This window comes from Desulfobacula sp. (assembly GCF_021107415.1).
The window spans coordinates 1-12939 of sequence record NZ_JAIOSW010000345.1 but is presented as its reverse complement, the minus strand read 5'-3'; the positions used below and the strand labels follow the sequence as shown (position 1 = coordinate 12939).

The 12939-nt window shown below is 41.0% G+C and carries 12 protein-coding genes and 1 pseudogene; 5 read left to right on the top strand and 8 right to left on the bottom strand.

The genetic code is table 11. The annotated features are described in order from the left end of the window. The 5 genes and pseudogenes from K8S13_RS17535 to K8S13_RS17515 all read right to left on the bottom strand — a co-directional run. Window positions 1–332 (bottom strand): annotated as a pseudogene (locus K8S13_RS17535) (ABC transporter permease); the annotation flags it as partial. After that, window positions 319–1191: an ABC transporter substrate-binding protein gene (locus tag K8S13_RS17530; RefSeq protein WP_291464524.1), complete on the bottom strand. Its 873-nt coding sequence runs from the start codon at window positions 1189–1191 to the stop codon at window positions 319–321. The gene K8S13_RS17530 and the pseudogene K8S13_RS17535, both read right to left, overlap by 14 nt. Further along, entirely contained in the window at window positions 1188–1478 is a 291-nt protein-coding gene (locus K8S13_RS17525; RefSeq protein WP_291464522.1) for an ABC transporter substrate-binding protein, read from the bottom strand. Before K8S13_RS17525 ends, K8S13_RS17530 begins: the two co-directional genes overlap by 4 nt. Further along, window positions 1475–2242: an ABC transporter ATP-binding protein gene (locus K8S13_RS17520; RefSeq protein ID WP_291464520.1), complete on the bottom strand. Its 768-nt coding sequence runs from the start codon at window positions 2240–2242 to the stop codon at window positions 1475–1477. The genes K8S13_RS17525 and K8S13_RS17520 overlap by 4 nt, the downstream gene beginning before the upstream one ends. Next, complete coding sequence (locus K8S13_RS17515) at window positions 2239–3189, bottom strand: ABC transporter substrate-binding protein (RefSeq protein WP_291464518.1); 951 nt, start codon at window positions 3187–3189, stop codon at window positions 2239–2241. Before K8S13_RS17515 ends, K8S13_RS17520 begins: the two co-directional genes overlap by 4 nt. A 289-nt stretch (window positions 3190–3478) precedes the next feature. Between K8S13_RS17515 and K8S13_RS17510 the strand changes: the two genes are divergently transcribed. Then, window positions 3479–5179: a PP2C family protein-serine/threonine phosphatase gene (locus tag K8S13_RS17510; RefSeq protein WP_291464516.1), complete on the top strand. Its 1701-nt coding sequence runs from the start codon at window positions 3479–3481 to the stop codon at window positions 5177–5179. On the opposite strand, the gene K8S13_RS17505 is transcribed toward K8S13_RS17510, so the two are convergent. Further along, window positions 5090–5557 (bottom strand): hypothetical protein, encoded by a 468-nt coding sequence (locus K8S13_RS17505; protein ID WP_291464515.1) that lies wholly within the window; start codon window positions 5555–5557, stop codon window positions 5090–5092. The genes K8S13_RS17510 and K8S13_RS17505 overlap by 90 nt on opposite strands. A 123-nt stretch (window positions 5558–5680) precedes the next feature. Between K8S13_RS17505 and K8S13_RS17500 the strand changes: the two genes are divergently transcribed. The 3 genes from K8S13_RS17500 (at window position 5681) to K8S13_RS17490 (ending at window position 10697) form a co-directional block, all read left to right on the top strand. Further along, entirely contained in the window at window positions 5681–6907 is a 1227-nt protein-coding gene (locus K8S13_RS17500) for an exonuclease SbcCD subunit D C-terminal domain-containing protein (RefSeq protein ID WP_291464513.1), read from the top strand. Between the two features lie 12 nt (window positions 6908–6919). Beyond that, window positions 6920–10168 (top strand): AAA family ATPase, encoded by a 3249-nt coding sequence (locus K8S13_RS17495; RefSeq protein ID WP_291464512.1) that lies wholly within the window; start codon window positions 6920–6922, stop codon window positions 10166–10168. A gap of 64 nt (window positions 10169–10232) precedes the next feature. Then, on the top strand, window positions 10233–10697 hold the full coding sequence (locus K8S13_RS17490; RefSeq protein WP_291464510.1) for a CYTH domain-containing protein: 465 nt from the start codon (window positions 10233–10235) through the stop codon (window positions 10695–10697). 63 nt (window positions 10698–10760) lie between these two features. Here K8S13_RS17490 and K8S13_RS17485 read toward each other — a convergent pair whose 3' ends face one another. Further along, window positions 10761–12473 carry an AarF/UbiB family protein gene (locus K8S13_RS17485; protein ID WP_291464508.1) on the bottom strand — a complete coding sequence of 571 codons (1713 nt, stop codon included), beginning with the start codon at window positions 12471–12473 and terminating at the stop codon, window positions 10761–10763. 13 nt (window positions 12474–12486) lie between these two features. Next, window positions 12487–12573 carry a hypothetical protein gene (locus tag K8S13_RS25780; protein ID WP_367172714.1) on the bottom strand — a complete coding sequence of 29 codons (87 nt, stop codon included), beginning with the start codon at window positions 12571–12573 and terminating at the stop codon, window positions 12487–12489. On the opposite strand from K8S13_RS25780, the gene K8S13_RS17475 reads away from it, so the two are divergent. Next, a partial coding sequence (locus K8S13_RS17475; protein ID WP_367172715.1) for a hypothetical protein occupies window positions 12536–12939 on the top strand: 404 nt, incomplete at its 3' end. The two genes, K8S13_RS25780 and K8S13_RS17475, sit on opposite strands and share 38 nt — an antisense overlap.

The window sequence follows — 12939 nt, the reverse complement described above, 5'->3', positions numbered from 1 at the left end:
TAAAACCCGACTATAATACCGACTGCAACACCCATAACCGCTCCAGGGGCTATGCGAATGATACTTCTTTTTAAACTTGCAAGTACAGTTATCCCGAATTTGCTTTCCTGGGTGGCTGCAAACAGGGCCTTAAAGGTTGGGCCGGGGGAAGAACCAGTAAATTGTGCAAATTCAGGTCTTGTAACAATGAAACTTGCGGCTGCCATCCAGAAACAGATAAAAATCAAAAGCCCGATCAGTTCAAATTTCCAGCCAAAATTACGATTGCCGAAAACAGCATTCAGCCCGACTTGCCTGGGATCTTTGTATATGAATCGATTAATTGATTTCAATGACTTCTTCCCTTGTATAGGGTTGGCTCAGACTACAATTGCAAAATTGGTTAATGCCGCCCATTTCATCTATAGCCTTTGTAACAAATTGATTTTCCACAAGATCATCAGCTGCCATTGAGGTGTCTAATTTTTTAAGAAAAAGAGTGTCTCCTTCCACAAGCGTTTGTTTCATCTGGTCAATCGTAAATCGTGTGGCCGAGGGAAAAGGAAATGGTTGGAATCCAATCCTTGCTATATCCCAATCCGGGTGAGTAACCTCACTTTTTTCAGGATTCTCAAACACTTTGCTTAAAACATCTTTGGAGACTGGCAGATATCCTCCACCGTTACGACTTAATAGATGGGCGGTTTCTTTTGGGTTATTGATACACCAGGCCTGAGCCCGAACAATTGCGTTCATGGATTTTTGTATTAATACAGTGTTGTTCTTTATAAAATTTTCATTGGCAGCAATGACACAACAGGGATGATTCTTCCAGATATCGCCGGTAAGCCTCATGATTCTGGCATTAAATTTTACCTGGGCCAGCGCATTAAAAGGATCTGCGACAATATATCCGTCAATTTTATTTCCTAACAAGGCGGTGGGCATATCCGGCGGCGGCAGAATAAACAGGTTAACTTCATCTTTGGCAAGCCTGGCCGATTGCGGCTTTATCACAGGTTTTAATCCCTGTGACCGGATACCCATCTGCAGGATCAGGTTATGCATGGAATACCAGGAAGGAACGGCAATCTGTCTGCCGCCAAGGTCTTTGAAGCTGTGAATATCGGAATCACCCTTCACCGTAACCGCACTCCCATTGGTATGGTTCCAGGCAAGAACCTTCACCGGTATTTTTTGTTTAAATCTCATCCCATATGTGTTAAGTTAAATTTGCCTGCAAGGAATGATTCAATCAGTATATTCCATGATCTTACCATAACAGGTCTGTCAACCACAAGTCCTTCATCTGAGAAATATCCAAGGCCATGGGCCACAAGCAAGGGTGTGGCATCGGTTATGGGAAGATACCCCAGTCGAATGGTTTCATTTTTTTTAAAGGCGGTGACGCTGGAGGGAAGAAACAGGCTTGAACAGGCTGCAGCTGCAGTTTTAAGAAATTGACGTCTTGAATGAGGTTTGATGTGATCCTTCTTCATAAAAGACTCCGTTTGGCCAGATAGGAGTTTTTAAACCTTTCAAGGATTTTAGTACGTATTTCTTTAAATTTAGGATTATTTCTATCCCTTGGGTATTCCTCATTAATTTCAAAAATATCTTTAATATCAGCCGGTTCTCCTGCCAGAAGAATGACCTTGGTTCCCATTCGGATGGCTTCATCAATATCATGGGTGACAAATACAGCGGTAAATTGTTCGGAAAGCCATAAGTTTACCAGCTCTTCCTGAATATGTGCCTGGGTAAAGGTGTCCAACGAGGCAAAGGGCTCATCTAATAAAAGTGCATCCGGAAGTCCAACCAGAGCGCGGGCAAGACAGGCTCTCTGGGCCATACCAAGGGACAGCTGGTTGGGTTTTGCATCGGCAAATCCTGCAATTCCCATTATTTCGAGAAATTGATTGACCCGATAATCAAGCTGTTGTGTATCACCTCGTAATTTGCACCCATAAGCCACATTTTCTTTTACATTTAACCACGGAATCAATGTGGGTTGCTGAAAAAGCATTGCACGGGACGGATGTATGCCGCTGAGTTCCTGTTCATCAATATAAATTTTTCCCGATGTCGGCCGTTCCAGCCCTGCCAGCATATTTAAAAGTGTTGTTTTCCCACAACCGGATTCTCCCAGTATAATGACAAAATCACCGTCATCAATGGAAAAAGTGATATCTTTCAGCACAATATGATCGGATTTTGCCGATTTATTGTAAATTTTTGTTACTTTTTCAATTTCTATTTTCACTGCCCGGCTTCCGATAGTGTGTTTGTTATAAATGTGCTGTCCACAAAGTGATTCATATCGATTTTATTTTTTAAGACCCTCATGACGTCTGTCATATAGTTCTGAATAATATTCAGTGCTTCAATATCCGGAATCAATAAGGAAGGATTAAAGCCTATGCCTGTTTCTAAAAGAACCTGTTGGATTACTTTTTTTTTTTGCCCAAGAAAATGGTGTGCCATGGAAAGAATTTCATCGTCTTTTGCATTTTCAATGCGTTGTCCGGTTTGAATAAATAAAGAGATGATTTCTTTTACCGCTTCAAGATAGTGTCCCATAAAGGATTTATTCAGGACAAAGACACAGCAGGGATGATCTTTCCATAAACTTTGAGAAGTACAGACTTTTGTGACAATTCCTTTATCAACGGCCTCACTGCCAAAGGGTTCTGCAACGGCAAATCCAGCAATGTCATCATCCTGGTCATTCATTAACAATTCAGTCATCAGAAACGGGTTGACAACTTCACCTGCTACGTCTGCATTGATATCGTCATGAGGTCCGAGCTTAAGTCCAACAGTGGACAATAGCCTGTGAAGGAGCATGTTTTGGATACAGAGTTCTGAAGGAACAAGAACAGTCTTGCCTTTAAAATCAGCAATATTGTTTATGCCTGCGGCTTTGTTTTTAACAATCACGCTGCCGGATCGATGGGTGAACATTAAAACCCTGATATCAAGACCTTTTGCAAAAAGATCCATTGCCAGCGGGGCAGTGATAAATGCACTGTTGATATCCCCTTCTTTTAGACCGTCACAGACTTGTTCCCATGAATTCATGGCAAGTGTTTCAAGGGTTGAATGACTAAGGTTTATTTCATTATTTTTTAGTTGAAGATCGGCAATGCCTAAAATAAGATGGTCAACAATTTTTAAATGCCCGATACGAAGACAGGGATTATCCTTCATTAATACCTCTTAAATTTGCCATTGCACTAAGTATTTATTATTAGCACAGGCTTGGAAACTTCACAAGTTTAAAGAAATCATAAAAGGTCTTGTTACTGGTTGCATTGGGATTTTTAACATTAATTCAAATATTGTTCATATTGGTTTTGGTTGAAAAAACCGACCTGGATTGGTATAGAATAACCATATCTTGAGAAAATGTTCAAAAGACAGATGAATTTTTATCTGGTATTCCTAATCTTAATCTTGATTAAAAGTTTGCAGGGAACCTGTATTAAAAAAAAAGATTATGAAAAAAGAAGATGATCATAAAGACATTACATGGGTGAAGGTCGGTAAATACCTGGGCAGAATGTCCCTTTTTGTGCAGATACTGGCCAATTTGACCGGGGCACTGTTTGTAACCCTTTATTTTATGTTTTTTGATAATACTTCCATTATCTATACAAGTCTTGCAGATGAGCTTTTAGTTCCAATGGTCATGACTGTTTTTCTGATATTCATCGGGGTTACGGTTTACAGAAAATGGTTCAGGGATATTGACAGATATATCAAGCTCAAATCAATGCGCAGGCATACGGAGTCAGCCCTTTTGAAAACAGTCCAGAGAAAAATCCTTAATCTGCCATTTGCAGCATCCATGACCTCATTGTTCAACTGGGGATTGGCATCCATAATTATGAGCAGTATGGTTCTCTTTGACAACGGGTTTTCAAATCTCACAACTGACATCTGGTTTCATGTCTTGCGGACATTTGCAGGAACTATCATAGGCGGAATCGTTACTGTTGCCATGATCTTTTTTATTATGGAAAATTTTTGTCGAAAAATTATGCCGTATTTTTTTCCCACAGGAGGCCTGGTAAAAATCAAAGGAGTGTTTCGGCTTAGTTTGCGGCTGAGAATAATGACAACTTTTGTTTTTGCTTCTTTTATTCCGATAACAGACCTTGCACTGCTGTCTTATTCAAAGGCAAAAGAGATGGTGGGAACCGATCCTGAAATAATTCTTTCCAGCCTTGGTAATTTAATTATATTTATACTTTTTGTGGACCTTTCCCTTGCCATGATCCTTTCACATCTTCTTTCAAGGATCATTGTCAAACCGGTAACTGAAATGAAAAATGCCATGGAGCAGGTTGAGAAGGGTAATTTGGCCGCTTCTGTGAAGGTATCTGATAACAATGAGCTTGGGATACTTGCCGATAATTTTAATAAAATGACAGAGGGCTTAAGGGATCGTTACCAGATAAAACAGTCACTTGCCCTGGCAGGGGAAGTTCAGCAGGGTCTACTGCCGGAAAAGGAACCTGAAATTGAAGGATTGGATATTGCGGGCAGAATCATATACAGCGATGAAACCGGGGGAGACTATTATGATTATATTTACCCAACAGATCCGGCCGGCAAAAAGATCGGTATTGTTGTGGGCGATGTCTCTGAACATGGTATTTCATCAGCCCTGCTCATGGCGTCAACCCGTGCTTTTATGCGTCAGCGTGTTGCTCTTCCGGGAAGTCTTGCCAGTATTGTCAATGATGTTAATTTCCAATTCAGCAGGGATGTTGAAGATTCAGGGCGGTTTATAACACTTTTTTTCTTATCTGTTGAGTATGGAAAAAATACCCTTGAATGGGTGCGCGCTGGCCATGAACCCGCAATATTTTATGATTCTTTGACGGATTCTTTTGAAGAATTAAAAGGAAAAGGCATAGCACTGGGTATTGACGGTGATTTTCAGTACACAGAATATGAAAGAAGGGGTTTTAAAGCAGGTCAGATGGTTATCCTTGAAACCGATGGACTATGGGAGGCAAGAAACAGCAAGGGTGAGATGTTTGGAAAGGAACGCATCCGGAAAATACTAAAGGAAAACAATGCTGAAACTGCAAGGGAAATATTAGATAATATTATGGAAAGTGTTGAAAATTATACCGGAAGCAAAATACCTGAAGATGATATGACACTGGTAATTGTGAAAAGAAAATAACGTGGTAAGTGTGGTCCGGAGAGTGAATAAAAGCTGATAAAATAAATCATTCAGGCTTAAAGAAATGGCGCGAAGTCCCGGGTGCACAACATCCTGGGTCACGACTACACCGGAGGGGACAAAAGCCAAGGCAGTCATGCCGATGAGAAACAGGACAAAATATTGAAGGTTTCCCTGTAAAAAGCCAAAGGCGATAAAGAGAAGGATTCCGGTGAGAATGGATGATACGGCCGGGAACAAAAGGCGGGCATTTTCTCTTTTTTTCATCCATACATCTGATAGGAACCCACCCAGGGGAGAACCTATGATTGCATAAAATACAACTTCAGTCAGGAAAAATATTTTATCTGTATTCCATGCCGTATTATTTATTAGCAATATTTGATGATGCCCTTGAACAATTTATAAAAAATTATTGAGTATAAACCTTAGGGCCGAGATACCCCTCTATGTTATTGAAAAAATGTTGATTTTCTAATAATTAATATATAGTTTGATCTCATGAAAATTCTTCACACTTCAGACTGGCATATCGGCCGTTCACTATATGGCCGGAAACGATATGATGAATTTTCAGCATTTCTCGACTGGCTGGCGGAGTTTGTTAAAACTGAAAGTGTCGATGCATTGTTGGTTGCCGGTGATATTTTTGATACCAGTACACCCAGCAACCGTGCACAGGAGCTTTATTACCGGTTTTTGTGTAAAGTTTCTGCATCGGGTTGTCGTCATGTTGTGATTATTTCGGGCAACCATGATTCCCCTTCTTTTTTAAATGCACCAAAGGAACTCTTGCGGGCTTTGAATGTTCATGTTGTCGGGTCGATTACTGAAAATCCCGGGGATGAGGTCATTCTCCTTAAAGGAATTTCTGATGTTCCGGAGGCTATCGTCTGTGCAGTCCCTTATTTGCGGGATCGGGATATCCGGGTTGTAAAGGCCGGTGAAAGCATAGAAGACAAGAATACCAATCTTATTGAAGGTGTGCAAAGACATTATGCCGATGTCTGTAGGATTGCAGAGGAAAAACAAAAAAAATACGATGCTGTTCCTATTATTGGGATGGGACATCTTTTTACGGCCGGCGGGAAAACAATTGAAGGAGATGGCGTAAGAGAGCTTTATGTTGGCTCTCTGGCCCATGTCGGTAAAGATATTTTCCCCGATTGTATGGATTATGTGGCATTGGGACATTTGCATGTTCCGCAAAGCGTTGGAAAATCAGAGCATATCAGATACGCAGGTTCGCCGATTCCCATGGGGTATGGAGAAGCAAACCAAAAGAAAAGTGTTGTAATGGTTGATTTGAAAAAACAAGGTTTAAATGTCATACTTCATGATGTTCCCTGTTTCCAGGTTTTAGAAAGATTATCCGGTGGGATGGATGAGATTATCCAAAGAATATTTGAGCTGAAATCGCAAGGCAGCAGTGCGTGGCTGGAGATTGAATACACAGGGAACAAGATTGCCGGTGACTTAAGAGGGCTTATCCAGGAGGCCGTTGCAGATACCGGTATGGAGATCCGCCGGATAAAAAACAAACGCCTTGCTGAACGAGTCATCCGTCAAACCTGTCAGGAGGATACGCTGGATGACCTGGATGTCACCGACGTCTTTAACCGCTTGCTGGATACATATGAGGTGGCAGTGGCTGAACGTCCGGCACTGATTCAGGCGTACAGCGAGATCATCACATTTCTCCGGGAAGAAGATATAAATGCGGAATAATAAAGGCAGGTCATGAGAATTCTTGAGCTTCGATTTAAAAATCTCAATTCACTTTACGGGGACTGGGCAATAGATTTTACAACACCCGAGTATATTTTTGACGGGATATTTGTCATTACAGGTCCTACCGGTGCGGGCAAATCAACTATTCTGGATGCCATCTGTCTTGCGCTTTACGGCAGAACCCCGCGGTTAAAATCAATTACTAAAACCACCAACGAGATCATGTCCCGGCAAACCGGGGAATGCTTTGCTGAAGTGACCTTTGAAACCCAGGGAAAAGAGTTCCGGTCTCACTGGAGCCAGCACAAGGCCCGCAAAAAAGCAGATGGTAACCTTATAGACTCGCGGCATGAAATATCGGATATGAAAAGCGGTAAGGTTCTGGAGTCAAAGAAACGGGATGTTGCAGTCAGGATTGAAAAAGAGACAGGAATGGATTTTGACCGGTTTACCCGGTCCATGTTGCTGGCTCAGGGAGGGTTTGCTGCATTTCTTTCCGCCGGACCGGACCAAAGAGCTCCAATTCTTGAACAGATTACCGGCACGGGAATTTACAGTGAGATTTCAAAAGGCGTTCATGAACGCAAGAGTGCAGAACTCAATAAACTTGAATTACTTCAGGCCCAGACTGACGGGATAGTATTTTTGAGTGATGAAGATGAAGCGGCATTAAATCAGGAACTGGTCAGGAAGCAGGAAATTGAAAAGGACTTTAGCATAAAAAATGAGAACCATGAAAAATCAATTCTGTGGCTGACAGGAATTGATGCACTGAAAAATGAGCTGTCTAAAATCGATAAGGAATCAGAGGTGCTGTCAAATGACTTAACGGTATTTGAACCGGACAGAGCAAAACTACGCAATGCTCAAAAAGCTGTCGAACTGGAAAGTGTTTATGCAACCTTATCATCAAAAAGGCAGCAGCAAACGCAGGACCTTAAGACTTTGGCAGATTCTCAAACCTTGGTACCCCATCAGGAAAAAAAACTGGGGTTAAAAGAAACAGATTTAAAAAAAGCGCAGGAAATTCTGGCTAAGGCCAAAGAAGAACAGAAAAAAGAACTTGTATTGATTAAAAAAGTAAGAGCGCAGGACCTTTTTATTTCAGAAAAGCAGTCTGCTATAAAAACCGATGAATCAGATTTCAGGAAGATTGAAGTCCAGGTCTCAGAGAAAAAAAAGCAACGCCAAATGGCAAAGGTCAATCAGGCAAAAGCGGAAAAGGAACTTGTCGGGATAGAAGGCTATCTGTCTGCCAATGCTCATGATGCTGCCCTTGTTACAGAGCTGACAGGAATCAATGAGCAGGTTAAGAATTTGCAGATATTATTGACAAATAGCCTGGCAATAGAAAGACAGGTCGTAAAATTTAAAAAACAGCTTTTAACAGATACAAACCTGCATAAAGGCCAGGAAGCACACTGCTATAAACTGAAAAAAAAGCATGAGGCAGCCGGAAATTTTGTGTTACAAACCAGCGAGGCGATTGCAAAACTTTTAGGAGACCGCCTGCTGCCGGACTATCGGACTGAATATGACGGTCTTTTGCGTGAAATGGCGTATCTTAGAAAGATTGAAAGCCTTGAAGATGAGCGGATAAAATTGGAGGATGGCAAAGCATGCCCGTTATGTGGATCTTTGCACCATCCTTTTGCTCAAGGTAATGTTCCCAAAATTGATGAGATTGAGAAAAAAATCAATGACCTGTACAGTTTGATTGAAAAAGCAGAAAATTTGGAAAATAATTTAAAGAAAGACGAGTCCAGAGAAAAAAAAGCCACTGAATCACTGGCTGAAGCTGACAAGCAATTTGTCCAGACATCGCACAAAAAAGAGGACTCTTTGGCAAATGTCCAGCGTTTGGAAAAAGAGTTGCAAACAGCATCACAAAGATCTGTTGAGTTGAAAGGAAAAGTTATTTCAAATCTGGAACCATTCGGTATAAAAGAGGTTACAGATATCGGCCTTGATGTTATTTCAGAGTCTCTTGGGCATCGCCAAGAAAACTGGCAGGATTATCAAAAACAGAAAAGTAAAATCGAAAAGAATCTAAGTGAACTGATAGCGATGGTAAAAAGCCTTGATGCTATTTTAAAAACCCTTAATGAATCTTTTAATAAAAAGAAAGACTTGCTTAACGCTCATCAAAAAGGTCTTGAAAAGCTCACAGATGGCCGTAAAGAGCTATATGGTAAGAAAGATCCGGATAGAGAAGAGACTCAGTTGGAAGGTCGGATTTTTAAGGCTGAAAAAGCTGAAAAAACAGCAAGAGACAGCCGGGATGAGATAAAACAGCAATTGAATGACTTAAAAACCCGCATTGCCACCTTAAAAGAAAATACAGCCGGAAGAAAGCCTGAGCTTGCGAACCTTGAGGCCACTTTTAAGACCCATTGCAAAAAACTTGGTTTTGAAGATGAACCCACATTCATTTCATTCCGACTCCCCTTTGATGAAAGAAGCAAATTAAATAAGAGGGCTATAGCGTTAGATGAAAAATTAACTGACATTGCAACCCGGAAAAAAGACAGGAAAACCCGGCTTCATCAGGAAATCGCCAAAAAGATTACTAAGGTATCACTTGATGACCTGAAAAAAGAGTTAATAGAAACCAGGGAAAGCTTAAAGGCCCTTGGTGAGGAAGTTGGCGCCATAAAGCAGAAACTTTTAGACAACAAAACCGCAAGACTTAAGTTACAGGAGAAAATACAATTGGTAGATGCCCATAGAAAAGAATGCTCCCGGTGGGATGCACTGCATTCTTTAATCGGTTCTGCAGACGGAAAAAAATATAGAAATTTTGCCCAGGGGATCACATTTGAAGTCATGGTATCCCATGCCAATAAACAGCTTGAAAGAATGTCGGATCGTTATCTGCTTATTCGTGATGAAAAACAACCTTTGGAATTGAATATCGTGGATAATTACCAGGCAGGTGAAATAAGATCCACAAAGAATCTTTCCGGCGGAGAAAGCTTTATTGTCAGTCTGTCTCTTGCTTTGGGACTCTCCAATATGGCCAGCCGTAATGTCCGTGTGGATTCACTTTTTCTTGATGAGGGATTCGGCACTTTAGACGAAGATGCTTTGGAAACCTCTTTGGAAGCACTTTCCGGATTACAGCAAAATGGCAAATTGATTGGTATTATTTCTCATATCTCAGCCTTGAAAGATAGAATCAGTACGCAAATAAATATCCGGCCGGTTTTAGGTGGTAAAAGTACCATTACAGGTCCGGGGTGTAAATGTATTGTTTAATGGTTTGAAAATTTTAGATAATATATTTGGTTATGTTGCACTAAATAAGCAAAGGAATATTTTTATGGGTAGGGAAATAGAAAGAAAATTTCTTCTTAAAGGTGATGCCTGGCGTGATCTTACAGAAGGTGTTCATTACCGACAGGGATATTTAAACAGTGCCAGGGAGCGAACCGTTCGTATTCGTACAATTAGCGATAAAGGATTTTTAACAATCAAGGGAATTACTGTTGGAGCCACACGCCTTGAATATGAATACGAGATCCCGAAAGATGAATGTAATGCCATGTTAGATGATCTTGTTGAAAAACCCATTATTGAAAAAAAACGTTACAAGCTTGATTACATGGGGTTTACCTGGGAAATTGATGAGTTTTTTGGAGAAAATAAAGGATTGATAGTTGCAGAAGTGGAACTTGAATCAGAAGATCAGAAATTTGAAATGCCCGAATGGATCGGGGAAGAAGTAACAGGTGATTCCAGATATTTTAATTCAAACCTGATTCATCACCCCTATTCGAAATGGTAAAGGTGTTTTCTTGCCAAGGATGTTAATGCGATTAATATTGCCAAAATTCTTTTGAGTTAGTGATCACAGTCGTCCTCTTCGAATAATGGCGACCAGCAGCCAGATTCCCATAACAGCAGCAGCAGTAAATCCTGCAATCCCGATCACGGACACCCCGAAAAGCATGGGCGGCGCTTCGGAATTAATGAGGATTGCCGATCCCAATATTAATGCGGCGATAATGATTGAAAAAGAAATCCTGTTGCTGGTCTGGTCCTGGGTATTCAGCATCCTGTCAAGCCCTTCAATCTTCATGTTGAACGAGAGTTTTCCGGATTTTGTAAGACGCATGATTTCAAGAACATCAGTGGGGAAAATCTGAAGCAATTTATAGGATTCCCTTGCAAGGCCTATGAATTCTTTAGCGATTCTTGAAGGCTTGAACTTCCTGTATTTTGCAGCAGTTACGTAAGGGATGGCATGGGAAAGCATATCAAAGTCAGGGTCAAGTTTTTTGGCTAACCCTTCTATGGAGATAAACGCTTTTATCATCAGGAAAAAATCCGGGGGAATTCTGAGTTTATGAATGGCACTCAGTTCAAGAAACAGGGTCAGCATTTTTGCGGTTTTAATATCTTTTAATGCTTTAGAAAGATGCGTGGATACAAATAGAGACACATCTTTTTCAAGACGTATCAGGTCTGGTTGGGTTTCGTATTCACCCAGTTCGCATAAGAGCCTTGCGGTCAGTTTAAAATTATCTGTAGTAATACTGTGGATCAGATCTATAAATACTTCTCCAGTGGTTTGATCCACAAATCCTGTCATCCCGAAGTCCACAGGGCAGATGCAGTTTTTTTCCATGAAAAAGATATTGCCGGGATGGGGATCTGCATGGAAAAGTCCATATTCAAACACCTGCTTCATTATGAAATCAGCACCCCGCCGTGTGAGCAGCTTTTTGTCAAGCCCTGCGGATTCAATCGCATCCATGTCATCAGCCTTTATTCCATTGATATACTCCATGGCCAGAACCCGTTCACTTGATTCGGCAAAATATACTTTGGGAATATGGATGGTTTTGTCATTTTTGAACTGGTCGGCCATTTGTTCCATATTGGATGCTTCAATGGAGTAGTCTAGCTCTTTTTCAATGGTTTTGGCAAATTCTTCCACAATTTTGACGGGATTAAAGGCTGCAACCTCTTCGATATTATTTCCCATGATGGAAGCCAGATGAAGCATAATTTCAAGATCTGTTTCAATGGTCTTCCGGATGCCGGGTCTTTGGATTTTTACAGCAATCTCGTCATTGTGATTGGCCTGGTTATTGATTTTGGCCTTGTGAACCTGTCCAATGGAAGCACTGGCAATAGGCGTTTCTTCTATTGAATTAAAAACTTTGTCATGGGGCTTGCCAAATTCAGAGGCAATAATTGTTTTTACATGTTCAAATTCAAAAGGCGGAACATGATCCTGTAGTTTTGCAAGTTCATTTAAAAGATCAACCGGAATGAGGTCGGGACGGGAAGAGAGAACCTGGCCCATCTTGATAAAGGTGGGCCCGAGTTCTTCAAGCGTCATTCTGATGCGCTGGTTTTTGGAAAGCTTTTCAACCTTTTCGTGGCTTTTGACAAAGGGAATGAGCTGAAGACCGGATTCAATATAACGGTCAATATTCATGGCATGGACAATGTTCTCAAAGCCGTATTTTAAAATAATACCAAGAATTTGCTGATACCGCCTTAAATGGCGGTATCGTTTGCTCACCCTGCCAATGCTTTTAATACTCAGCATAAAAGATCAATGATCACTTATTTGTATCAATTATTTTTTTTGTAAGGTCGTCAATCCTGTCATTGAGTGCTTTAATATCGGATTTTGATGGAAGATCCAGCTTTGATATAATTTTTTCAATGGTTTTTTCAATTTTTTCATCAAAATCTTCCAAAAGCCGTGAAGTAGACAGGACACCACCCCACGTGGAATTAATGAGGCGGTTGGAGATCGCGGATTATGAACCCGGCAGCGACAGCGGAAATATGAGGTTCTATCCCAAAGGCAGGATGATAAAGAGCCTGCTTGAGACCTATGTACTGGAGCGCTCAGCTGAAGTTGGTGCTATGGAGGTAGAGACGCCTATCATGTATGATATGAACCACGTCACTTTAAAGAAATACTTGGACCGTTTCCCTGCCCGACAGTATTCTATCGAGGCTGATAAGAAGAGCCTGTTCCTGCGATTTGCTGCATGTTTCGGTCA

Coding starts and splice junctions, on each gene's coding strand:
- K8S13_RS17530 (WP_291464524.1), bottom strand. CDS start 1,191: ATGAGATTTAAACAAAAAATACCGGTGAAGGTTCTTGCCTGGAACCAT.
- K8S13_RS17525 (WP_291464522.1), bottom strand. CDS start 1,478: ATGAAGAAGGATCACATCAAACCTCATTCAAGACGTCAATTTCTTAAA.
- K8S13_RS17515 (WP_291464518.1), bottom strand. CDS start 3,189: ATGAAGGATAATCCCTGTCTTCGTATCGGGCATTTAAAAATTGTTGAC.
- K8S13_RS17510 (WP_291464516.1), top strand. CDS start 3,479: ATGAAAAAAGAAGATGATCATAAAGACATTACATGGGTGAAGGTCGGT.
- K8S13_RS17500 (WP_291464513.1), top strand. CDS start 5,681: ATGAAAATTCTTCACACTTCAGACTGGCATATCGGCCGTTCACTATAT.
- K8S13_RS17495 (WP_291464512.1), top strand. CDS start 6,920: ATGAGAATTCTTGAGCTTCGATTTAAAAATCTCAATTCACTTTACGGG.
- K8S13_RS17490 (WP_291464510.1), top strand. CDS start 10,233: ATGGGTAGGGAAATAGAAAGAAAATTTCTTCTTAAAGGTGATGCCTGG.
- K8S13_RS17485 (WP_291464508.1), bottom strand. CDS start 12,473: ATGCTGAGTATTAAAAGCATTGGCAGGGTGAGCAAACGATACCGCCAT.